Source organism: Paenibacillus polygoni (genome assembly GCF_030263935.1).
Taxonomy (GTDB): Bacteria; Bacillota; Bacilli; order Paenibacillales; family Paenibacillaceae; genus Paenibacillus; species Paenibacillus polygoni.
Map to the genome: position 1 here is coordinate 4,137,412 of NZ_CP127162.1, position 22,176 is coordinate 4,159,587.

Below are 22,176 nucleotides of genomic sequence, written 5' to 3' on the forward strand. Positions count from 1 at the left end.
GTTCACTCTCCCTTAAACCTCAGACTGTCTTCCATATTTGAATAAAAGCGGACGCTTCATCGAACTCCACGCCGCGGAATGCGAATAATGATGCGATAAACATAACGGAAACGAGTGCAAACATGCTCATACAAATATAAGAAGATACGCGCTGCGAACGTGGTCCGCGTGTGATCCCCCAGCTTACTAAGAATGACCATAGGCCATTGGCAAAGTGGTATGATGCAGATACTACACTGATCAAATAAATAACAAAGAAGATTGGATTCATCACGATATCGTGCATAACACTGCCCAGCTGCTCATGTGTTACATTCCCAAGAGCTACCTGAACTCGAGTCTCATATAAATGCCAGATTACAAAGACAAACGTAATGACACCGGAAATCCGCTGCAGCGTGTATCTCCAGTTACGTTCATTGCCAAAACGTCCCACATTCGGTTTTGCTTGATAAGCAATATACAACCCGTACACACCATGGAACAATAGCGGCAGCCAAATAAAAAATATTTCCAGGACAAGTACAAGCGGAAGACTATTCAGAAAAGCAACCGAATCCTTAAACGCTTGCGGGCCGCCCTCAACGGCTGAAAAATTTGTAATCAAGTGCTCGAGGAAAAACAAGCTCAGCGGGATGACACCAAGAAGCGAGTGGAGCTTTCTCGAATAAAACCCTTTCATAAATTGACGTTCCCCTTTCCCATGTACAGCGTTTTCATATTTTGAATTGAAAGATCACCGCATTACCCTTTGCGAACAAAGGGATCGACAAATTGCTCCATATTCCTACTTGTGAACAACTTGTGTCTTGTTTTATGTTACCTCTTTTTCTCTTATAATGGAATTGCAATATAATTATTACATGTTATAACTAAAAGGTATAAGCATACATTCCTGATCCAAAGGATATCTTGGAGGTGCACATAGATGTTTGAAGAAATGCAAGCCTTTGCTACCGTTGTAGAACAATCCAGTCTGAATCAGGCATCGAAACTGCTAAATCTATCCCAGCCGGCCTTATCACGAAAAATAGCCAAGCTCGAAGGTGAGCTTGGCGTTACACTCTTTAATCGGAAAGGAAAAAGGCTTGAACTGACGACCATCGGTCGTCTTACTTATGACTTTGCCCTAGAACAGCGTCAGCATCAATTGAAATTTCTGCAGTCCTTGGCTCAGTTTAAAGATGACACCGACAGTATCATCACACTAGGAGCAAGTCTTACAACGCTTCAAACTACGCTGCCTCCCCTGATCTCAGCTTTTATGGATAACCATCCCCATGCAGAGATTAAGCTCGTCACAGGAAAAACACATGAGATTGTATCGGCAGTCAGAGATCGGCGAGCGGATGTAGGCATCGTTGCTTCATCTATCAGTGAGCCAGGTCTAAATTGTTGTCCTTTATTTGAGGACCATCTAGAACTTGTAGTCCCCAGCACTCATCCGCTGAGCGGAAAAGTATCATGCATGGAAGATTTACAGAAACTGCCGATGATTACTTTTTCCAAGGGGACATGGTACCGCAAATTAACGGACGATCTGTTTCACCGAACGGGAATTATGCCTGATATTCGTATGGAGATTGATTCCTTTGAGGCTATTATCCGTCTGCTTCCTACTTGTAAAGCAGCCGCTTTACTCCCTAAATCCTACGTTAGACCGCAGCTGCTGTCAGACAATGATCTAGTCACAGTACAGATCTCTGAGCTGAAGCAGACGCTGCGAACGACCTGTATGATCTATGGAAAAAAAGAAGAGCTCAGCGCAACCGCCAAGCAGTGGATTCAGGAAACAAATGATTTTTTTGCATGCCCGCCGCTTACCATGATGCGTCTTCCTTTTACTCGTTAATAACTTCTTCTTCAAATCGATCAATATTGGAATGGGTACCGATAATGACCATAATATCTCCGCCGTTAATGGCATCCAGCGCAGTAGGGGCGATAATTACGCCCTCTTTCTTTTGCAAAGCGACAACACTGCAATTAAAACGGGCTCTCGTATTTACCTCACTCAGAGTTTTACCATCCAAATGCTCAGGAGCTGTAATTTCCACGATCGTGTAGTTATCCGATAAATCAATATAATCAAGCAGATTGGGAGTAACAAGCTGATGAGCGACCCGCTTTCCCATATCTCTCTCAGGATAAACTACACGATCGACTCCGAGTTTCTCCAGCGCCCTGCCGTGCAGTAAAGAAATTGCCTTGGCAATGACTTTTTTTACACCGAGTTCTTTTAACAAAATCGCACTTAAAATACTCATCTGCACATCATCGCCGATTGCGACGATTCCGCAGTCAAAGTTTCGAACACCAAGCGAGCGCAGCATGTCCTCGTCTGAGGCATCCGCTACCACGGTATGAGTCAGCACATCACTCATGTCATTTACAATCTCTTCATTACGGTCTATGCCGAGCACTTCATATCCTTTTTCAACGAGTTCCATTGCAAGGCTCGATCCAAATCGACCAAGCCCAACGACTACAAATTGTTGTTTCTTCATCTTTATATTAAAACTCCCTTACCCTATTATGATCTTGCCTTCAGGGTGTCTGTATAGTTCTTTGTTCTTCTTGCTAAGCGCGTAGCCTAGTGTAATGGGACCAAGACGACCGACAAACATTGTTAAACTAATCAGCAATTTCCCAATCAAGGAAAGATCGGGTGTTAGTCCCATGGAGAGACCGACCGTACCAAAGGCTGAAGTGGTTTCAAATAAAATAGCCAAGAATGAACTGTCTTCCATTGTCGATAGAATCATCGTCACTCCGATGACGACCACGAGAGATAACATGGTAATCGTCAATGCTTTAAATATTCGCTCTTGCGGAATTCGATAACGAAACATTACTACATCATCTTGCCCCTTAACCATGGAGATTACCGCTCCGATAAGAATCGCAAAGGTTGTCGTTTTGATCCCTCCGCCTGTAGAGCCTGGAGAAGCGCCAATAAACATCAATATAATAAAGAAAAACTGAGTTACTTGCTGAAGTCCGGCAATATCAACCGTGTTCATGCCTGTTGTCCGAGTGGTAATGGACTGAAAGAAAGACGCGAGTATTTTCCCCCCTGCATCCAGTTGTCCGAGTGTCTTAGGGTTGGTGAATTCCAGAAATAAGAACATGACTGTCCCAAAAATAATGAGAAACGAAGTCACCGAAATGACTACTTTAGAATGTAATGATAATTTTCGAATCTGACGGATTCCAACTAAATCAGATAAAACGACAAATCCAAGACCGCCAAGAATGATGATAGCCATACTGACGATATTGATGACCGGATCATTTACGTACAGAGTTAAACTTCGGAAATCACCAAACAAATCAAACCCTGCATTATTAAACAGAGAGATCGAATGAAACACACCAAAATAGAGGGCTTTGCCAAACGGCATATCAAAAGACCAGCGTATTGTTAAGAGGAGTGCTCCAATCAACTCTATAGTAATAGAGTAAAATAATACTTTCCTTACCAGTTTTACAATGCCTTCAATTGAATTCTGATTTAAAGCTTGCTGTAAAATAAGCCGTTCACGCAGGGATATCTTTCGCCGAAAGACAATCGCGATCAGAGTCGTCATTGTCATAAATCCCAAACCGCCAAGCTGGATGAGTACAGCAATCACTACTTGGCCAAATACAGAAAAATAATGCCCCGTATCCAGTACGACAAGTCCAGTTACACATGTTGCCGATGTTGCCGTAAAAAAAGCATCTATAAATGCGATCCTTTCCCCTGTTGTATTAGCAATCGGAAGCATCAGCAGCAAAGTACCAACCATAATAATGGCTGCAAAGCCGAGCACTAATATTTGAGGCGGGTTTAATTTAAAGATACGGGCAGTCATGTTAAACACTTGTTCACCTCATTCATTAGCTTCAATTAAAAAGAGAACCTTTTCCGAGCAATTTGTATAGCTCTAGGTAATGGTTCCCCCCTGTTTTTTCTTTTTAGGATTTATTCTGCCCAGGACCATAAGAAGTTCATCCCCGATTATAAGTCTTCCCCAAACATGAACACAAAATGAAAGAACCGATAATTTAAAAGAAATTCATTCAAATTAGCATATATTCATCCATAAAGATTAGATTATAAGACAATATTGGATATTTACAAGCTTATAAACGCTTTATCATAGAATTGCTCGTTCCACTCGCTTTCACTATGTGGCTATGCTATCTTTACAGTAAACTTATTATCACGATTTACCTGTAAATTACAAGGAGGAATATCATGAATCGAACAGGGCAGCCCCTTGTGCTTACCGCCAATTTCAAACGGCTTTGCGTGCTGGGAGCGATTGGTCTCATTTTGTTTGTTGTCTTTCAGATTTTACCGGGAACTGCGATGCAGTCCACTGAACAGCAGACACAGAAGGTAATTACAAAACAAGAAGCCTTTGAGGCAGCTTTGCCTTATGCACAGCAGCAAGCAGGAATTTCAGCAGACAACGTCTCATATGAAGATGTACTTGTCACCTATAAGTCACACTCGGATTTCTACGGCTATCTTGTAGCTAATGAGCTGCTTGTTTCATACAACGAACAGTTTAAACAGCAATATCCCTATGATCTATACAGTGTAAGGATACCCGACTCAGAGGGCGGGCAGGTGACTGTCGATGTACATATGAATACGGGGATCCCCGTCAGCTACACTCATGAGTTTCCTTCTTCTTCCTATTTGGATCTCGAAGTGCTTCCCGCATCTAAAGTCGAAGAAGCGCTGCTAATCAACCGAATGGCAGAAGGAGGGATTACTTTATCAGAAAAACAACAGCTGGCTGCACCCATCTTAGCCGCTGCAGGTTATACGCCCAGTAAGCTGAACCTGCAAAATACGGATGAATCGGATACAGGCCTTATCTATACGGATCCTTCCATGAAAATTGGAGACTCTGTTCTTGAACTCAGGTTCACCTTTGAGAATGGAGAGATACGTTCCTATGAGCCTCGTTTCTCTGTTCCGGCAGCTCATACAGCCTATGTAGAAAAACAAACATCTCAAGCCACAATCATGACGCTTGTCGGTTACGGTTTATTCACTTTACTGCTTGGTGTTCTAGCCATTATCTATAGTGTCCGTACCCGAGCATACACCTCTTTTAAACGGGGAATCTGGCTGTCCATTTTATACTTCCTGTTTACCATGATCGGTACCTTTAATCTGCTTCCCACGTTTCAAGCAGAAGGCTATTCAACGGCGATGCTTATCATACTTCTCAGCATACAAGCCTTGTTTACCCTTGCCATGACTTGTCTTGTGTACTTCTCCCTTGTGGCGGGTAATGGACTTTGGCGTAAAGATGGATTGAATCTATGGCCGCAATCCAAGGAAGAAGGATATGGACGTTATGTACTGAACAGTATGTATTCCGGTTATCTCTGGGCATTCGCTTTGTTAGGGCTTCAATCCGTCATTTTTCTCTTTTTAGAAAAGGGCCTCGGTTCCTGGTCAACAACAGATGCAAGCCAGTCACCGTATAACATGCTCTATCCATGGCTTATGCCTCTGCTTGCTTGGATGGCTGGTATTGGAGAAGAAGCTGTATATCGTTTGTTCGGTATCCGTATGTTCAAAAAAATGGTGCGCAGTACCATTCTGGCAAGTCTGATCACTTCTGTGATCTGGGCTATGGGTCATACGCTGTACCCGATCTACCCTGTTATCACAAGACCGATCGAACTTACCATTATTGGACTCGTGTTCAGCTATATAATGATCAGATACGGATTTATTACTTCCATGTTTAGTCACGTCATATTTAACAGCATTCTGATGGGAGTCAGCTTAATCATGATGATGGATACAGTGAATGTATTCGCGGGTGTTTTTTGGATCATTCTTCCCGCTATTGTGGGTTATATTATCTATCGATTTAATCCTGCACCTAAAAAAAAGAAGCCGTTATTCACGGCTCCTCATCTTGAAGAGAATCAATAATTTGTTTGGCGAGTTTATCGCCGATGGAAAGAGGCCGGAAATCTTCAATGCTGGCCTCTTTAATTTTGCGTAAAGAACCAAAATGTTTGAGTAACATCTTGCGTCTCTTCTCCCCGATTCCCGGAATGGAATCCAGCTTAGAGACAACCATAGACTTCCCGCGCTGCTCACGGTGGAACGTAATGGCATAGCGGTGAACCTCTTCCTGGATCCGGTGAAGAAGATAAAATTCCTGACTGTCGCGAGCAAGCTGCACCGTTTCGTAGGTATCGCCTTTCATCAGCTGCGCCGTCTTATGTTTTGCATCTTTTACAAGTCCGCACACCGGAATAAATAATCCTAACTCATCATGCAAAATTTCCTGAGCTGCTGATATTTGACCTTTCCCGCCATCGACGATAATTAGATCAGGTCGCTTCAAGTCTTCCTTCAGCACCCTCTCGTATCGGCGCCGGATCACTTCACGCATCGTCTCGTAGTCATCAGGTCCTTGTACAGTTCGAATCTTATATTTTCGGTATTCTTTCTTCTCCGGTTTTCCGTCAACGAATACCACCATGCCCGATACGGGATTTGAACCTTGGATATTCGAGTTATCAAAGGCTTCAATGCGGTTTAATGACGGAAGTCCAAGGGCACCAGCCAAGCGTTCTGCCGCTTTGGAGGTCCGTTCTTCGGTCCGTTCTATTAAACGGAATTTCTCATCAAGGGAAACCTTCGCGTTTTGAATCGCCATGGTTACCATTTGACGCTTAAGTCCGCGTTTAGGAAGAAGCACTTTGATACCAAGCCAGTCTTGCAATAGTTCAGCCGCAGAGACAGGGTCATGCGTTCCAGCCGATTCTGCATGTTCTGATCTCAATAACGCGGCGGCTTCATCCTTTTCTTGATCTTCCTTATGATCCATCTCCTCTGCTACAGGAAGCAGAATTTCTTTAGGTAATGCGGGATTATCACTATAATACTGGGTTACGAAGGATATAAAATCACCGTAAGCATCCCCATAGAACGGAAAAGTCGTGACATGCCGTTCAATCATTTTCCCTTGGCGGACATATAAAATTTGAACACACATCCACCCTTTATCCACAGCAAAACCAAATACGTCCCGGTCTTTATTATCCGCGGTCGTAATTTTCTGTTTCTCCATAAGCGCATCTATGCTCATAATCTGATCACGTAATTCTTTTGCCCGTTCAAAATAAAGATCTTCTGCGGCTTCATGCATTTTTTTCTCTAAATCTTTTCTTATTTCTTCATGACCACCGCTAAGGAAAGACCCAATCTCCTGACTGATGCCCTCATAGGTTTTTTTTGGAATCTCTTTCACACACGGAGCCATACACTGACCCATGTGGTAATAAAGACAAACGTCCTTAGGCATTACACCGCATTTACGGAGTGGATACATCCGGTCGAGCAGCTTTTTGGTCTGATGTGCAGCGTAGGAGTTTGGATAAGGACCAAAATACTTTGCTTTATCCTTGAGGACTCTCCGAGTCACCTCTAATTTGGGATGGCGTTCGTTTGTTATTTTTAAGTAAGGAAATGTTTTGTCATCCTTTAAAAGCACATTATACTTCGGTTGATGTTGTTTTATGAGATTGAGCTCAAGTAACAATGCTTCTTTGTCACTATTAGTGACGATATATTCGAAGTTGCGAATATCTGCAACGAGTCTTTGTGTTTTTCCATTATGACTGCCTGTAAAATAAGAGCGTACCCGGTTCTTCAGAACTTTGGCTTTACCTACATAAATAATCGTTCCTTGTGCATTCTTCATGAGATAGCAGCCGGGAAGATCCGGAAGTAAAGCGAGCTTATGCTTGATGTTCTCAAGCGCTTTTTCTTGTTCTTCTATGCTCTCCAAATGCGAGTCCATCGCGGTTTCCCCTCCTAACCATGAACTAAGCTTTATATAAAAAGTTTATATAAAAAGAATCTCATCCTAAATCATCTATTAAATCATTTATTAAATCATCATTATTAAACCATTTATCGAATACATGTTCTTATATCATAGTATAACTTCTTATTCTTCTATTCAAGTGGAAGCCTATGGATTCCATAAAAAACGCCTCTGGCATAAATGCCAGAGGCGTTCCCCTTATTCCAATCCGAATTAGTGTTTGGAAATCAGGTTTTTCAGGTTTTCTTTGGAGTTCAGTCCAACGACTTTATCAACGGGCTGACCATCTTTGAACAGAATCAAAGTTGGAATACTCATTACGCCAAAACGGGAAGCAGATTCAGGATTCTCATCTACGTTCACCTTAGCAATTTTAACGTCATCGCCAACGTCAGCAGCTAGCTCTTCCAAGATCGGAGCAAGCATTTTACAAGGACCGCACCAAGGCGCCCAGAAATCTACAAGAACCGTTCCTGTACCTTCAACTTCAGTGTTAAAGGATTGATCGGATACATTTACAATAGCCATGAGAAAGTCCTCCTTCTATATCATGCACAAGTATTATTTAAACACCTTATCGTTATCATAAACGATTACTTTATTATAGCATATAACGATGTGTAATGCGAAACGTTTGATCATTTCCTAACCCTACAATTTCTTTACAAAATCTTCCTATAACCGTTATACTTGAATAAATTCGTACACGCTGTTATTTGAAAGATCTACAGCGTATACATTCTTATAAAGGAGGGTCCATCATGGAACCAAAAGTGCTTCGTCCTTATGATCCACGTTCCCACAAGAATGAAGAACCCCGTAATGATTTATTCGATCTTATGGGTGGATTTTTTGGCATGTTCCTGTTCATGACGGTCATCTTTTTTGGAATGGTCATTATTAAATTCCTGATCAGTTAAGCGCCAAAGATCCAGGAGACACCAAAGTCTGATTCTTTCTCTATATAGAGAATAGGATCAGACTTTGTTTATTTTGCTGCTTAGAGCGATTTATTATTCAGTTCTTCAAAAAAAAGAAAATTCCACTGTCTTATCTAACTCTTTATCCTCGATGTTTCCCCCGCTGATTCTCTCCGCGCACAGGGACCACTTCAACAAAAGGCCGAATACGATCCATGAGTCGTTGCCCTTTGTGTCTTTCTTCCCCATCCTTGCTTGTAAAACTCAGATGTTGTTCCAAACTTTCCAAACTGTAGTTGGAGGTATAGAACGTTGGTTTACGGTTCATTCGGTAATTTAAAATGGAACCCAGAACATGATCGCGTACCCATGGACTTAAGTTTTCTGCCCCGATATCATCAAAAATGAGCAAATCACAATTTTTTAATATTTCCGTTGTTTCTTTTAACTTCTGTCCTTCCTGAATCATGGATTTTAGATCTTCCACAAAGTCAGGCATATAGACGATCACACCCGTATAACCAAGAAGAGCAAGTTCATGAAGCAAATACCCCATTAAAAATGTCTTCCCTGTTCCAAAACTTCCTTCGAGATATAGCCCTTCAGGTGATAAACCATTTTGCTTCGTATCATTAATATAACGGAACACTTTATTCACTGCTGGGGCACGCTGCAAGTCTTTCCGTAAAATCTCTGCCACATTATATCCTTCACTTAGCGTGCGCTCATCCACATAGAAACTGCGGATTCGCTCTTTCACCTGCTTGTCATGGTCGCTTTTCAGCTGTAGAGAGCAAGGAGTCTTCTTATCTATAATTTCAGGTTGTCCATTAAAATATTCAACCGAAAGTTTGGAATAATGACCTTGAAAATCATTGGGGCAATTCGCTAGTCCCGGACAATTCGCACAATGATTACGGTCTTTCGCATATTGATAAAATTTACTTAATGAAAGCTTAAACTTCATATCATCCACTTCAGGATGTTCTTCCCTGAATTTTTGCACAAAGGGATCTGCATTAACCTGATCTTCAATGCGCTTTGATTGCTGACGAAAGGATGGATTCAACTGCTGCAAAATGGGGCCTAAAGATTCCATAGGTATAGTTTGCGCCCACCTTTCTTCTTAGATTGTTAATTATAATCGCTTAAGCTCCGCCAAGCGTACCTAACCGAAACTTTAAGAAAAAGTAGTTCGTTTCGCCTGCATTTCCTCTGCAAAACGAATCATTTCCTCCAGTTCTTCCTCACTTACTACATCAGTGCTGCCTGTATCTTGAACAATGGGAATCTCGGGTTTGGATCTTGTCTGCTGTTGATATGAACGAGGCCGGCTTGTTTTCGGCGTCCGTTCTCCAGCTCCCGTTTTTTCTTTGTTCCCTTTGATTTTTGCTTGATCCCGTATATATTGAACTGCTTTCTCATAAGTATAAACTTGTTTTAGCAGCATATTGGATGCAATAGCTTCCACAAAATTACGATTAATTCGCTGATCGTTGCCCGATACAACCATGGTCATCAGATAATGGATCAGTACATTAATCACTTCTGCTGGCAGCTTATAGCTCAAATCAACCTTTTCAAAAATATCAATCAGATTATCCGGAACAGAACCAGGGAAGAACGTTTGTAATAAACGTAAATAAGGCTCGTTCCTTAGCATCATATTATATTGATGAATGTCACATTTGGTCGCAAATTGAGGAGGAACCTCAAGATAGTACTCCATTTCAACGACATGTTCAACAGGCAGTTCATCATTTGGTTCATTCTGCGCGGCCTGACGAAGATTAACCACTTTGGCTGCATGAATGCTTTGTTCTTCTTTCCGTTTCTTCCCTTGCCGAAATGTTTGACTCGCCAGTTGCTGAAGCCGATCAAGAATGACCTCGCCTTGCGGATTAAACACCCCATCTTCATCAAGCAACCTGCATACATCTTGAACACCTAAGCTATATTTATGGACTACATAATTAATAATCCCCATCTGCTCTGTATCAAATCGGAGATGTTCCACATGACGACGATTTATGGATTCCTTCGGGAAACGAAGGATAATATCTGAATAGTTCAGTTTGCTTTCTTCTGGTACAGACAGAGTCGCTTGATCCGCTCTGCCGCTGGATACTTCGACTAAAGCTTGTTCAAGCTCATAGTCAATTACATGCGTATTCAGCTCGAAAATCTCATAAAAAGGGACCGAAATATTTTCTTTATTCATAGCAGACATACCAACATCCGCTGCATCTTCTGTCCAAAGCTGAGACCGCAAAGCCAGCACGGCAAACTTGCCAATTCGATCTCTGAGAAGCAAAGTCAAATGCTGTGTCCTGAAAAACTCTCCAGGTGAAAGCGGTGGACTAAGCTCATATTCATAGGTATATTCATCTGTCTCTGGCACATAAACCCGTGAGGTTTGTAAAAGGCCGACCGCTTCCAGCTTGGAAGTTTGTTCCATTAGGAACGAGCGTCCCTTCTCACTTGGATCTATCCCCAAAGTCAGAAATAATTTACGTTGCTGTTCCATTCCTGAGTAACCAATCTGATCAGCTCTTATATGCTGAAACAATAAATGGTACAAACTGATGGCAAACGCGCCTACCATCGGCTGATAGGCAGAGCTGAGCATCCGTTCGTCCAGGCTGCTAAGGCCAAACTCACGGAAAACGCAGTAACGATGATTTTCTGTAAAGTGAAGCATATTCTTCACGCGCATTGCTCATTACTCCTTCTCTCCGATTTGTAGTGAACTCTATTCTATCATAAAAAGGGCCGGCTTAAATCTTCAAATATAGCCAAAATCCCTGCTTAATCTTTCCGCTATTCCCTCTTATCTGACAAATGTTCGCATTCCCTCTGTTTTTGAAATCGAGTTTTTCATTGTACTCTACTATTCTATGAAAAGGGAAGCGTTTCATGACAAAACCCTCTTCTCATGATATGAAAAGAGGGCAAGTATACACCTAAATATAATAGGGTAAAATCAAAACATTTTGTAGCCGCCGATACGCAGCTTTTGGATTGTCCATCCACTAAGAATTGCACCTGCCACACCGCTGAGTCCGATTAAATAATCAACAGGTCCATAAGAACTCATATGTGTACCGAAACTGCTACTTCGATCCCACATGGAGAAAATGACAATGGGTATAAGGACAATGATAAATAGATAAGCAGGAAACCAAGTCGTTTTCATGAGCATATTCAAAATAAAACCGATGCCAAACATCATTACAAAAAACAAGATCATAAGCACGAGCACAGGTAAAAACTGCATTCGCTTACATCCTCCTTCTTTCTACCAAATCATGAATCTCTATCCATAACAGATAATAAATAGTGTAACCCAAAATAGGTGTCACGGCAATGAACTTTCTAGGTTCCGCCAGCGTTTACCGACTTTTAATGAGATCTTCATTTGCCCTGCTACTTCCGCCTTTGATACAATAGAATCATTGATTTCATCTATGAAATAATCTGATATACAAAATTTAATATCATATAGGAGTGAAACAAATGAACGAAGCTGCATCGACTCTGGAAGGCTGGTATGCTCTACATGATTTCCGATCCATTAACTGGGCCGCTTGGCGTTCTGCTGATGAGGAAGCACGCGCTGTTGCTTTAGACGACCTGCAAGAATTTTTACAAGAGTGGACTTCTGTTGAGGAAGCCGGGAACGGCAGTTCAGCCGTATATACGATCATCGGTCAAAAAGCTGATTTTGTAATGATGCATTTACGTGAATCTTTGGAAGACCTCAATGCACTTGAAAATGCATTTAACAAAACAACTTTTGCTCGTTTTACGACCAAAGCTTACTCTTATGTCAGTGTAGTAGAACTGAGTAATTACCTTGCTGGTAAAGATGCTGATCCGATGCAAAATCCAGAAATTGTAGCACGTCTGAAGCCGATTCTTCCAAAAAGACAATATATTTGTTTCTATCCAATGAATAAAAAGCGGGACCTAAGCGATAACTGGTACATGCTCTCTATGGACGAGCGAAAAGCGATGATGAGAAGCCATGGTCTGATTGGACGCAGCTATGCAGGCAAGGTAAAACAAATCATTACCGGCTCTGTTGGTTTCGATGATTGGGAATGGGGCGTTACTCTCTTTGCCGATGATGCTCTTCAGTTCAAAAAGCTGGTGTACGAGATGCGTTTTGATGAAGTTAGCGCACGTTACGGAGAATTCGGTTCTTTCTATGTAGGTAGTCTTTTGAATCCCGAATCTTTTGAAAGTATGTTAAAGATATAATATAAATGAGCTCATATAATAAAAAGGATGCCCTTATGCGGCATCCTTTTTATTATATGTTTCTTCGTTTAGTCGTTCTCTTCTTCGAGCTTCTTTAAGGATTCCAGAAATTCAGCCGTAGCCCGATCGCGGTCACGACCTTTTTCTTTTAACCTTTCAATAGCAGGTAATATCAAAATATCGATTTCCTTTTGTACGATATAAGATAGATCATACTTTTCCTGCTCTTCGAGATAACTGCCAACTTCCATTAAGGCATGATATCGATCCAGTTCATCTCTTTTGAGTAGTCCTCTTACCTGTACACTGCAATGTCTCATGGTTTAAAAGAACCTTCCTTTTTGGAGTACAAGCGGTATACCGCCAATTACATATAAATAGCGAATATCCACTGCTTTTTTCAGCTGTGCTGCTTTCCAGCCCTTCCACTTCTTCCCGTTCACAATCGCTATGGCTTCCCCTTTACCGAGTGAAGCGACCGTTCCTTTGTGGCTGAATGTGAACTTGCTCAGCTGTTTGCCGCGAATCGAAAGAGCTATATTTTTCGCACAATTCACTCCCTGCTGCATCGCAATTTGAGCCGTCGGTGGATAAGGACGGCCCTCCTTGTTTAGTACGAGTGAGCTGTCTCCTATGATGTATATATGATCGTAACCTGGTGCTCTTAAATACTCATCTACTTTGACACGTCCGCGTGTCACCTCAAATCCAGCATTCTCGATCAGCTTGTTACCTCGAATTCCCCCAGTCCACACCACGGTAGAGGCTTCAATTCGTTCGCCGTCTCCAATGATGACACCACCGGCAAAACACTCTTTTATCGGCACGCCGATTCGAAGAATAATTCCTTTATTCTTGAGTACATCCATAGCATACTCTACTAATTCTTTATCAAAGCCGGGAAGCGGTGTGGGAGCTGCCTCGACATTGTAGAGTTCCACTTTTTCTGGATCTACATCAAACTCTTTGCATAGAAGAGGTAAGCGGTCTGCCAGTTCAGATACAAATTCCACTCCGCTAAACCCAGCTCCTCCAACCACAAATCGCAGACGGCTTGCTATGCTGTCATTTTTATAACAAGCAAACTGGTATTCAATATGTTCTCGAATTAATCTTACGGAATTAATACTGCGAATCGTCATTGCATGGTCTTTCATTCCGGGTATCCCAAATGTCTCGGGTTCTCCGCCTAGACTGACGACTAAAATATCATACGATAAGGTGCCGTCTTCCAATATTACTTTTTTCTCGTGCGGCCTAATATCTTTTACAGCAGATTTCACAAGATCGATCTTGAACTCGTCAATCAGCTTCGAAATGGGTACCCTTGCATGATCAATAGTATCCGTCCCAGCAGCTGGCATGTGCAGATGCGTTGTTATGTAGTGGTAGTCGTGCCTGTTTACCAGTGTGACATCTGCTTCATTGTAGTTCAGTTCCTTTTGAAGTCGCTGTGCGGTTAGTATACCGCCATAGCCTGCGCCAAGGATGACGATCTTAGGAATGTTACTCATGCGCCTACCCCTCCAAAATCATTCAACTCTTTAATAGAAGGCCTAAGAATAAGAATATAGTAAGAAATTAACGCCTGAAAGCGATAACTTTTAAATAAAGATTACTTAGGCACCTTATAAACCCAACTTATAAAAATTGATTCAATCCACTAAAGGCAAAGATAGTTCTATCCCTATTCATTAAAACGACATGTTATGTCATGAGGTTTCAAAACTTTATAAAATAAACGGTAAATACGTAAAAATCAAGAAAAAAATTCACGCAACAAAAATGATAGCGATACAACCTTAAAATAGCAAGTGACAATATACCCTTTTATAGATATAAAATACAGAATAACTACTTTAAATACAGGCAAAACAGAATGGAAGTCACCTTTGCAACAAATTGCGGTAGTGTCTATAATGAAAAATGAATTTAACTTAAGAATCGACAATCTCGTGGATATCCGTGACGTTATTGATTCACAATAACATATAGAGAAAGGTGTGTTCTATAAAATGACGACCTCTGCATCTGAAACTACTTACGAGATGACCGATTTACTCATTATCGGCGGTGGTCCTGCCGGAATGTTTGCTGCTTTTTATGGCGGTATGCGTCAGGCATCTGTGAAAATCGTGGAGAGTATGCCTCAATTGGGCGGCCAGCTCGCTGCATTATACCCGGAGAAATTCATTTATGATGTTGCCGGCTTCCCTAAAATTACAGCAGGAGAACTGGTGAATAATCTCCTCACACAAATGGATCGTTTTGATACAGACATTAGACTTGAAGAAAAAGTCATTTCTGTCGAGAAGAAAGAAGAACGGCATTTTGTTGTTACAACCGACAAAGATGTTCATCATGCGAAATCCATCATTATTACAGCAGGTGTAGGCGCTTTCGAACCACGCAGACTGGATCTTGAAGGAGCAGCACGTTTTGAAAAAGCAAATCTTCATTATTTTGTCAGTGACCTGAGCCGTTTTGCAGGTAAAAAAGTACTGATCAGCGGCGGCGGCGACTCTGCTGTTGACTGGGCGCTTATGCTTGAGCCCATTGCTGAACAAGTTACACTAATCCACCGCCGGGACAAATTCCGCGCACATGAACATAGTGTTGAGAATCTGATGGCTTCCAAAGTAAATGTGATCACTCCTACCGAAATCGCTGAGCTGCACGGAGAAGATCGCATTACAAAAGTTACTCTTTCTCATGTAAAAACCAAAGAAACACAAGAAATTGAAGTCGATGATGTCATTGTAAACTTTGGTTTCATCTCTTCTCTTGGACCTATTGCTGAATGGGGAATTGATATTCAAGGTAACTCTATCGTTGTTGACACTCGAATGGAGACAAGCATACCTGGCATCTTTGCAGCAGGGGATATCACCACATACGAAGGCAAGCTAAAACTGATTGCTGTCGGCTTCGGTGAAGCACCTACAGCGGTCAATAACGCCAAAGTATATGTAGACCCGAGTGCCAAACTATCTCCTGGGCACAGCAGTAATATGAAAATGTAATATTTAGTTAATTTATATTTAAAGAATAATACACCAATAAAAAAGGGTATCTTACTCCTGACAACCATTCAGGAGGGATACCCTTTGACTTATATGTGCCCACTATGTAACGGTCTCAATATACCTGCTGCACAACCTTGCCCCACCTGTGGTGAGCCTATCGTGGATTACGGATTAACGAAAGACTACGCTGGGCCTTACAGCCCTTATGTATCATCTTCCGATGATCTTACGATACCAGAAGCTAAAGGCTACTGCATTCACCTCATGTTCTGTCCTCACTGTCTGACGCAGTCTTCATATGCTGTAGAAACATGGGAAGTGCAAGGCCATATCGGACCGTCAAACCACGAGGATCTCTAATGAAAAATGGCAGGGACGTCGGTGTTCAGTTCACGCCTAAGGATCTCACCTAATAATAACTCGATGAAATCGCGTTCAAGTTGAAGCTCGATTGCCATGTGATAAGAATCGAGCAACATCTCATCTGAAAGCATAGCCATCTCCGACACAACCTTTCTTTGTTTTCCTCGTCTCTATTCTATCAAAGATCAAAAAGTAGAACAAGTGTTCTGTTATCCACAACCAAGTGTGGAAATCCTGTGTATAGTTTGTTAATAAATGTCAAAATCCGAAGTTTTAGAAGGAAGGATATGTGGACAATATTTATACACAGGATAAAAATGTATTTTCTAACGAAAAATATATTTCATATATTATTAGAGAAATTAGCTAGATTTAAAGTGAAATGACTGGAATATAAGAAACACCCGAATATATTACCCATGAATTATCTTTCCTAAACACTTTTTTATAAAATTATTGCGGTCTCGTATTCACTTCTAAAATCCATATTTTACCGGAGTGATCAAGCCCATAATCAAAACCAAGTTCACCAATGCCTGGGAACCTTTCTTCCAGAAGTGCGGTGCAGGTCCGTGTAAGTTTGCGCATCTCTTGCTGCTTAGCTCTCGCGTCAATATGAGGTAGAGAACGACGTAAAGCTTCCCGGCATTTCAGGAGCGTTCCTCCTTTACATACGTTGGTAATGACGAGCCCTTTTCGAGCATGCCTTCCCAGCATGGCTGTAATCTTCCACCCTGTCTCTTTCTTCAAAAATTTTACTCGGTAATCAATAGGACGTCCCATAATACGAGCCAGTGTAATTCCTTGCTGAATAAGATAGGTTCTTTTTATTTTATTTCTCAAAAGGGAACGATACATCGATTTATAGTTAGAGAAGCTATACGTATGAGACATTTTCGTAAAGAAATATTTCTCTCCCTCTCTTCCCACACGCATAACGCCGTTTCCACCCCCGCCATGCACAGGCTTAACAAATACCATTCCATATTTCTGTAACATATCTTTCAAATGTTGCTCGGTAAATATTGCGGTTTCTGGGATATGATTTGCGATATAAGGATTTGTCTGAAGAACTTCTGTTTTGATCCACTTACTTCCAATAGTTCGATTCATACGTTTCCCTCCTTCAGAACATAAATAATGAGGTCAGATCGAGTCCTAATACTATATATATTTCTGTAACTCTTTCTTCTCTTGTATGTCTGTCCTTATAGAGACGCCTTTTTATGAGGGAAAAGAGAATTGGGTTTTTTACCAAAGATAGGCTATATTAAGAGGTAGATAACGATTAGGAAAGGAGCTTATTACTTCGTGGCTCAATTTATTGAAAGTTTTTATGGGGTTGCCTATTTTGCCATGGCCATCGTACTCGTAGCGGTCACCCTTCTCACTTTTATCACCGGCATTAAGTTTATTCGTGATAAAAAACATATCGGTTTTGGAATCGGCTGTATTGGCTTTTCCATTCTTTTTACCGTCATTATTATAGAAGCTGTTAAGTTAGTTACTGCCTAAGCACCCGATCCCAGGAACCATCTTCTCCAAATAAAGAGAGAGGTGGTTTTTTCGTATATCTCTTTTTCGGTTACAATAACAAAAACGAGGAAAGTAGGTGCTGTGCTGCTTATGTCGGAGCGTATGGGAATCATTGATATCGGATCAAACTCCATCAGACTTGTCATCTATGAAGTGCTGAATATGGGAGCCTACCGGGTTTTATATGAGAAAAAGTATGCAGCAAGACTGAGTCAAAAGGTAGATAGGGATGGGACGATCAGCTATGAAGCAATCAGCTCTATTCTGCCGGTACTTCGCAGTTATCAGGATATATGTGCAAGCTACCAAGTATCTCACGTCAGGGCAGCCGCTACGGCGGCGATACGTAATGCACAGAATAGCAGTGACATAACGAGATGGATTAAGGAAGAAACGGGTCTTGAAATCCAGCTGATCTCTGGAGAAGAGGAAGGGCGTCTTGGATTCTTGGGTGTCATTGAGTCCATTTCCTTATCTGACGGATTTATTATTGACATCGGCGGAGGAAGTACGGAGATCACTCTTTTTCTAAACGGTCAATATAAGGAAAGCCTTTCTATTCCTTACGGTGCTGTTAATGCGCATGCCCGCTATGGCACTTCTACTCACTGGAGTCGTGAGATGGTAGATGATTTCGTGAGTTCCATACATAGCTTTTTAAAAGAACATGTTTGGACACAGCAGCATCCAGGACTTACACTGGTTGGTCTTGGTGGAACGGTACGTTCTCTAGCTAAAATGGTACAGAAAAAACAAGAATATTCTCTTCCTGTCATGCACAATTACCGAATGGAACCGGAAGATATTCGCGTATTTTATAATACCCTTCCTTATATTCCTTCAGATCAACGAAAAAAAACACCCGGCTTATCAAAAGACCGGGCAGATTTGATCATACCTGGTGTCATTTTGCTTCAAACGATCTTCAACTGGCTGGAATCAACCCATTACCTTGTCAGTGGAGCAGGGCTTCGGGACGGGCTATTCTATGAACTCATGCAAAAAGACTATCCTGACTATATGAAACAGGAAGTCTTAACAAAAAGCATTTGGAATCTGCTTCATTTTCATTCCACAGTTCCGGCAGGGCAGTTGAACCAAGTTCATTCCGGTATGCAGCAGCTGTATCAGGTGCTAGAAGGAGAAGCTTCGGTATCCGACAGCCGAATCATGTATGCCTCCTCCATGCTGTACCGTATTGGGGAACAACTTCAGCATCATAAAGCAAGCCAGCATTCGCTCTACTGGATTAAGAATCATGGCGTATGGGGCCTTAGCCACCGTGAAACGATCATCACTGCCATCATAGCTGACTATCATCCAAAGGGCCGAACGCCTGCTGAAATCGATTTTCATCAAGACATCTTATATTCAGAAGACTATAAACGAATCATTCGCCTCGGCTCACTGCTCAGACTTGCTTCTGCCTTGTACGGAAACGGAGGAACTGCTGTAGAATCGATGAAAATAGAAAAAAAAGACGACTTCCTGCAGCTACATTTAACTTGCCGCAGAATGCCGTCTATGGAACAAAAGGAACTGGAAGATATCAAGAAAGAAGTAGAAAAAGCTTGGAAAATAGACCTTAGTTGGACGATCTCGATTTCTTCCAAGTCTTAATCTGAATCGCCTCAAATTGACTCCGAAGTAAAGGCTCCTTGTTATTCACCGGGACATAGGTTCCGTTGGATAATAACAGGCGGGCCTTTACGTTGTCTTTAAGGGAAAGTTCCAGTGTATTCACTAGTATTTCTTTTAATTTGCGGTCATTCACAGGACACATGAGTTCAATCCGGCGATCCAGATTTCTTGTCATCCAATCTGCACTCGATAAATAAACTTCGAAGTCTCCTTCATTCTCAAAGTAGAATATGCGTGAATGCTCTAAGAAACGATCTACAATACTAATAACTCGTATATTCTCGCTGATCCCTTCCAGACCCGGACGCAGACAGCAGACTCCTCTTACAATGAGCTGGATTTGTACTCCTGCTTGTGAAGCTGCATATAGTTCATCAATCATTTCCTGATTCGAAAGAGAGTTCACCTTGGCAATGATTCTTGCCGGTTTGCCGCTTTGGGCATTTGCTGCTTCACGCCGGATCATTTCAAACAATTTATTTTTCAGTCCCTCTGGTGCGAGGTGAATCTCACCCAGCCCCTGCGCTTCTGAATAGCCCGTTATCTCATTAAATACCTGTGAAGCATCTTCACCGATCTGAGGATCTGAGGTCAATAATCCAATATCCGTATATACCCGTGCCGTGTTCGCATTATAGTTACCCGTTCCAACATGAACATACCTGCGAAGTGTATCTTGTTCTCTGCGTACAATTAGAATGATTTTTGCATGCGTTTTGAGACCTAATAAGCCATAAACGACGTGGCATCCGGCTTTTTCTAGCTCTCTTGCCCAAGCTATATTTCGTTCTTCATCAAATCTTGCTTTGAGTTCTACGACAACGGTGACCTGTTTTCCCATCTCTGCAGCATGTGCCAACGCAGGAATTAACCGCGAGTCTCCATTGACCCGATATAAGGTCATTTTGATCGCCATCACATCTGGATCTTCTGCTGCTTCTTCCAGAAAATCAGTCACTGCATCAAAAGACTCATAGGGATGGTATAAAAGAACATCTTGTCTGCGTAAAATTTTAAAGAAGCTTTCGTCCGTGTGGAAAATCTCGGGATAGACCGGCTTAAGATTCGGATATTTTAAATGATTATATCCTTCAAGCTGGTCAACAAAACTGCCTAGAAATCCAAGATCGAGCGGACCTTGAATCTCAAACATCTGGTCGTCTTTAATACCGAATTCATGCTTTAAGTAAGCAAGTGCATTCGGGTGAATGCCCTCCTCCACTTCAAGGCATACCGGGGCCCCCCGTCTGCGGCGTCTCAGCTCTTTTTCTATTTCTTCCAGTAAATCTTCTACTTCTTCTTCATTAATATAAAGATCGGAATTTCGGGTTAGCCGAAAACCATGAACCGACTCTGGTATGTACCCGCTGAACAGCGTATGAATATGATGCTTTATCAGCTCTTCGGTAAGGATAAATGATTTTTTCTTACTGTTTGAACGGAGTGGAACCTGAATGACTCTTGGAATATTGGAAGGGACTTGAACAATAGCAAAATAAAATTCATTCGCGTCTCCTTCTTTCCGCAAGACGACAGCGAGATAAACAAACTTATGATGCACAAGAGGAAAAGGTCTGCTTTGATCTACAGCCATAGGTGTAAGCACAGGAAAAACAATATCATGATAATATTGCTCCATTGCCTTCTGCTGGGTTGCATTCAGATCTGTATACTCCATAAATACGATGCCTTTTTTGGAGAGCTGTCTCATAAGATCCCGATAGGAGCGATACTGTTCCTGAATCATCTTAGAGATCCGCTTCATTAATCGTTTGTATAGACCCGTTGGTGTGTAACCCGTAAAATCTTTTTTCATCAGCTCTGCCTTTATCTTCTCTCTTGTTTCAGCAACCCGCACACTCATAAATTCATCGAGATTCGAGGTAACAATGGATAAAAAACGAACACGTTCTAATAGAGGTGTGTCCACATTTTGCGCTTCTTGAAGCACTCTTCGGTTGAACTCAAGCCAGCTTAAATCGCGATTCAAATAGGAATATATTTCACGTTCCGTCCTGTTTTCTAGAATCACATTCTCTTTTTTCATAAGACCCCTCACAGTAAGAATCATTATAGTAGCTCACTCTATTGTAAACCCTACTAAAAGAATCAATCATCAGCCCTATGTTAAATTTATGTAAATATAATGTAAAATCTTCCATCTAGCTGCATATATATATCATAGATAGAATGAAGAATTTATAAAGTTTCGAGTGCGAATCTGCCAAATTCTATCGAATGCTTTACAATAGAGTAGAGAGAAGGTAAAGTGTTTACGTCAGCTCTCTTTAGGGCATTAGAACGTAATTAACACCTAATAGAAGGAGGATACGATGAATTCTAACAAATCTAGAACGCTGCAAAAAAACATAGAGTTTTTTACTGCTGCCTTATCTCAAACCGTCGTTTCCGTCTGGCAGGAAGATTCCGCAGGCGTATATTGCGAAATCGCTCGCGGATATGTAGAAATGTTTTCTAATGATCAGGTTCGAGTTCGAAGTGAAGATGGAATGGAACATCATTACTCTAGAGATACCGTTATATTCCAAACCGAGGTTTAATATA

General features: G+C 41.6%; 22 protein-coding genes. 9 read left to right on the plus strand and 13 right to left on the minus strand.

What is annotated here, in order from left to right; genetic code table 11:
* Positions 1 to 19 precede the first annotated feature (19 nt).
* Positions 20 to 682 (minus strand): succinate dehydrogenase cytochrome b558 subunit, encoded by a 663-nt coding sequence (locus QPK24_RS19785; RefSeq protein WP_285744072.1) that lies wholly within the window; start codon positions 680 to 682, stop codon positions 20 to 22.
* 246 nt (positions 683 to 928) lie between these two features.
* On the opposite strand from QPK24_RS19785, the gene QPK24_RS19790 reads away from it, so the two are divergent.
* On the plus strand, positions 929 to 1,852 hold the full coding sequence (locus QPK24_RS19790; RefSeq protein ID WP_285744074.1) for a LysR family transcriptional regulator: 924 nt from the start codon (positions 929 to 931) through the stop codon (positions 1,850 to 1,852).
* Here QPK24_RS19790 and QPK24_RS19795 read toward each other — a convergent pair.
* Both QPK24_RS19795 and QPK24_RS19800 read right to left on the minus strand, forming a co-directional pair.
* Entirely contained in the window at positions 1,842 to 2,507 is a 666-nt protein-coding gene (locus tag QPK24_RS19795) for a potassium channel family protein (RefSeq protein ID WP_285744075.1), read from the minus strand. The two genes, QPK24_RS19790 and QPK24_RS19795, sit on opposite strands and share 11 nt — an antisense overlap.
* A gap of 18 nt (positions 2,508 to 2,525) precedes the next feature.
* Positions 2,526 to 3,857, minus strand: a complete 1,332-nt coding sequence (locus tag QPK24_RS19800) for a TrkH family potassium uptake protein (RefSeq protein WP_285749461.1) — start codon at positions 3,855 to 3,857, stop codon at positions 2,526 to 2,528.
* 386 nt (positions 3,858 to 4,243) lie between these two features.
* Between QPK24_RS19800 and QPK24_RS19805 the strand changes: the two genes are divergently transcribed.
* Positions 4,244 to 5,953: a CPBP family intramembrane glutamic endopeptidase gene (locus QPK24_RS19805; RefSeq protein ID WP_285744077.1), complete on the plus strand. Its 1,710-nt coding sequence runs from the start codon at positions 4,244 to 4,246 to the stop codon at positions 5,951 to 5,953.
* Here QPK24_RS19805 and uvrC read toward each other — a convergent pair.
* Together uvrC and trxA are read right to left on the minus strand one after the other, a co-directional pair.
* Positions 5,922 to 7,835 (minus strand): excinuclease ABC subunit UvrC, encoded by a 1,914-nt coding sequence (gene uvrC / locus QPK24_RS19810; RefSeq protein ID WP_285744079.1) that lies wholly within the window; start codon positions 7,833 to 7,835, stop codon positions 5,922 to 5,924. The two genes, QPK24_RS19805 and uvrC, sit on opposite strands and share 32 nt — an antisense overlap.
* Before the next feature lie 240 nt (positions 7,836 to 8,075).
* A complete protein-coding gene (gene trxA, locus QPK24_RS19815) occupies positions 8,076 to 8,390 on the minus strand; it encodes a thioredoxin (RefSeq protein ID WP_191802012.1) in 315 nt (104 codons plus the stop codon).
* 233 nt (positions 8,391 to 8,623) lie between these two features.
* Between trxA and QPK24_RS19820 the strand changes: the two genes are divergently transcribed.
* The gene (locus tag QPK24_RS19820) at positions 8,624 to 8,782 is read left to right on the plus strand and encodes a YqzM family protein (protein WP_191802010.1); all 159 of its coding nucleotides are present in this window, start codon (positions 8,624 to 8,626) and stop codon (positions 8,780 to 8,782) included.
* Positions 8,783 to 8,924: 142 nt separating this feature from the next.
* On the opposite strand, the gene dnaI is transcribed toward QPK24_RS19820, so the two are convergent.
* The 3 genes from dnaI to QPK24_RS19835 form a co-directional block, all read right to left on the minus strand.
* Entirely contained in the window at positions 8,925 to 9,881 is a 957-nt protein-coding gene (gene dnaI / locus QPK24_RS19825) for a primosomal protein DnaI (protein ID WP_285744083.1), read from the minus strand.
* 81 nt (positions 9,882 to 9,962) lie between these two features.
* Positions 9,963 to 11,498 carry a DnaD domain protein gene (locus QPK24_RS19830; RefSeq protein WP_285744085.1) on the minus strand — a complete coding sequence of 512 codons (1,536 nt, stop codon included), beginning with the start codon at positions 11,496 to 11,498 and terminating at the stop codon, positions 9,963 to 9,965.
* A gap of 267 nt (positions 11,499 to 11,765) precedes the next feature.
* Positions 11,766 to 12,059, minus strand: coding sequence for a YuiB family protein (locus QPK24_RS19835; RefSeq protein WP_285744087.1), 294 nt, complete (start codon positions 12,057 to 12,059; stop codon positions 11,766 to 11,768).
* A 239-nt stretch (positions 12,060 to 12,298) separates the two neighbouring features.
* On the opposite strand from QPK24_RS19835, the gene hemQ reads away from it, so the two are divergent.
* Entirely contained in the window at positions 12,299 to 13,045 is a 747-nt protein-coding gene (gene hemQ, locus QPK24_RS19840) for a hydrogen peroxide-dependent heme synthase (RefSeq protein WP_285744089.1), read from the plus strand.
* A 68-nt stretch (positions 13,046 to 13,113) separates the two neighbouring features.
* On the opposite strand, the gene QPK24_RS19845 is transcribed toward hemQ, so the two are convergent.
* Positions 13,114 to 13,365: a hypothetical protein gene (locus tag QPK24_RS19845; protein WP_160034815.1), complete on the minus strand. Its 252-nt coding sequence runs from the start codon at positions 13,363 to 13,365 to the stop codon at positions 13,114 to 13,116.
* A gap of 3 nt (positions 13,366 to 13,368) precedes the next feature.
* The gene (locus QPK24_RS19850; protein WP_285744091.1) at positions 13,369 to 14,559 is read right to left on the minus strand and encodes an NAD(P)/FAD-dependent oxidoreductase; all 1,191 of its coding nucleotides are present in this window, start codon (positions 14,557 to 14,559) and stop codon (positions 13,369 to 13,371) included.
* Between the two features lie 501 nt (positions 14,560 to 15,060).
* Between QPK24_RS19850 and QPK24_RS19855 the strand changes: the two genes are divergently transcribed.
* Both QPK24_RS19855 and QPK24_RS19860 read left to right on the plus strand, forming a co-directional pair.
* Positions 15,061 to 16,068, plus strand: a complete 1,008-nt coding sequence (locus tag QPK24_RS19855) for an NAD(P)/FAD-dependent oxidoreductase (protein ID WP_285744093.1) — start codon at positions 15,061 to 15,063, stop codon at positions 16,066 to 16,068.
* Positions 16,069 to 16,152: 84 nt separating this feature from the next.
* Positions 16,153 to 16,431, plus strand: a complete 279-nt coding sequence (locus tag QPK24_RS19860) for a hypothetical protein (protein WP_285744095.1) — start codon at positions 16,153 to 16,155, stop codon at positions 16,429 to 16,431.
* Here QPK24_RS19860 and sda read toward each other — a convergent pair.
* A complete protein-coding gene (sda, locus tag QPK24_RS19865) occupies positions 16,428 to 16,571 on the minus strand; it encodes a sporulation histidine kinase inhibitor Sda (RefSeq protein ID WP_160034807.1) in 144 nt (47 codons plus the stop codon). The genes QPK24_RS19860 and sda overlap by 4 nt on opposite strands.
* A 316-nt stretch (positions 16,572 to 16,887) precedes the next feature.
* Positions 16,888 to 17,547, minus strand: a complete 660-nt coding sequence (locus tag QPK24_RS19870) for a YheC/YheD family protein (protein WP_285744099.1) — start codon at positions 17,545 to 17,547, stop codon at positions 16,888 to 16,890.
* A 198-nt stretch (positions 17,548 to 17,745) separates the two neighbouring features.
* On the opposite strand from QPK24_RS19870, the gene QPK24_RS19875 reads away from it, so the two are divergent.
* Together QPK24_RS19875 and QPK24_RS19880 are read left to right on the plus strand one after the other, a co-directional pair.
* Entirely contained in the window at positions 17,746 to 17,949 is a 204-nt protein-coding gene (locus QPK24_RS19875) for a hypothetical protein (protein WP_285744101.1), read from the plus strand.
* A 111-nt stretch (positions 17,950 to 18,060) separates the two neighbouring features.
* The gene (locus QPK24_RS19880; RefSeq protein WP_285744103.1) at positions 18,061 to 19,590 is read left to right on the plus strand and encodes a Ppx/GppA family phosphatase; all 1,530 of its coding nucleotides are present in this window, start codon (positions 18,061 to 18,063) and stop codon (positions 19,588 to 19,590) included.
* On the opposite strand, the gene ppk1 is transcribed toward QPK24_RS19880, so the two are convergent.
* Complete coding sequence (gene ppk1, locus QPK24_RS19885; RefSeq protein WP_285744105.1) at positions 19,556 to 21,658, minus strand: polyphosphate kinase 1; 2,103 nt, start codon at positions 21,656 to 21,658, stop codon at positions 19,556 to 19,558. The two genes, QPK24_RS19880 and ppk1, sit on opposite strands and share 35 nt — an antisense overlap.
* A gap of 286 nt (positions 21,659 to 21,944) precedes the next feature.
* Here ppk1 and QPK24_RS19890 point away from each other — a divergent pair, with 286 nt between their 5' ends.
* Positions 21,945 to 22,172 (plus strand): hypothetical protein, encoded by a 228-nt coding sequence (locus tag QPK24_RS19890; RefSeq protein WP_160034799.1) that lies wholly within the window; start codon positions 21,945 to 21,947, stop codon positions 22,170 to 22,172.
* Positions 22,173 to 22,176: the final 4 nt, after the last annotated feature.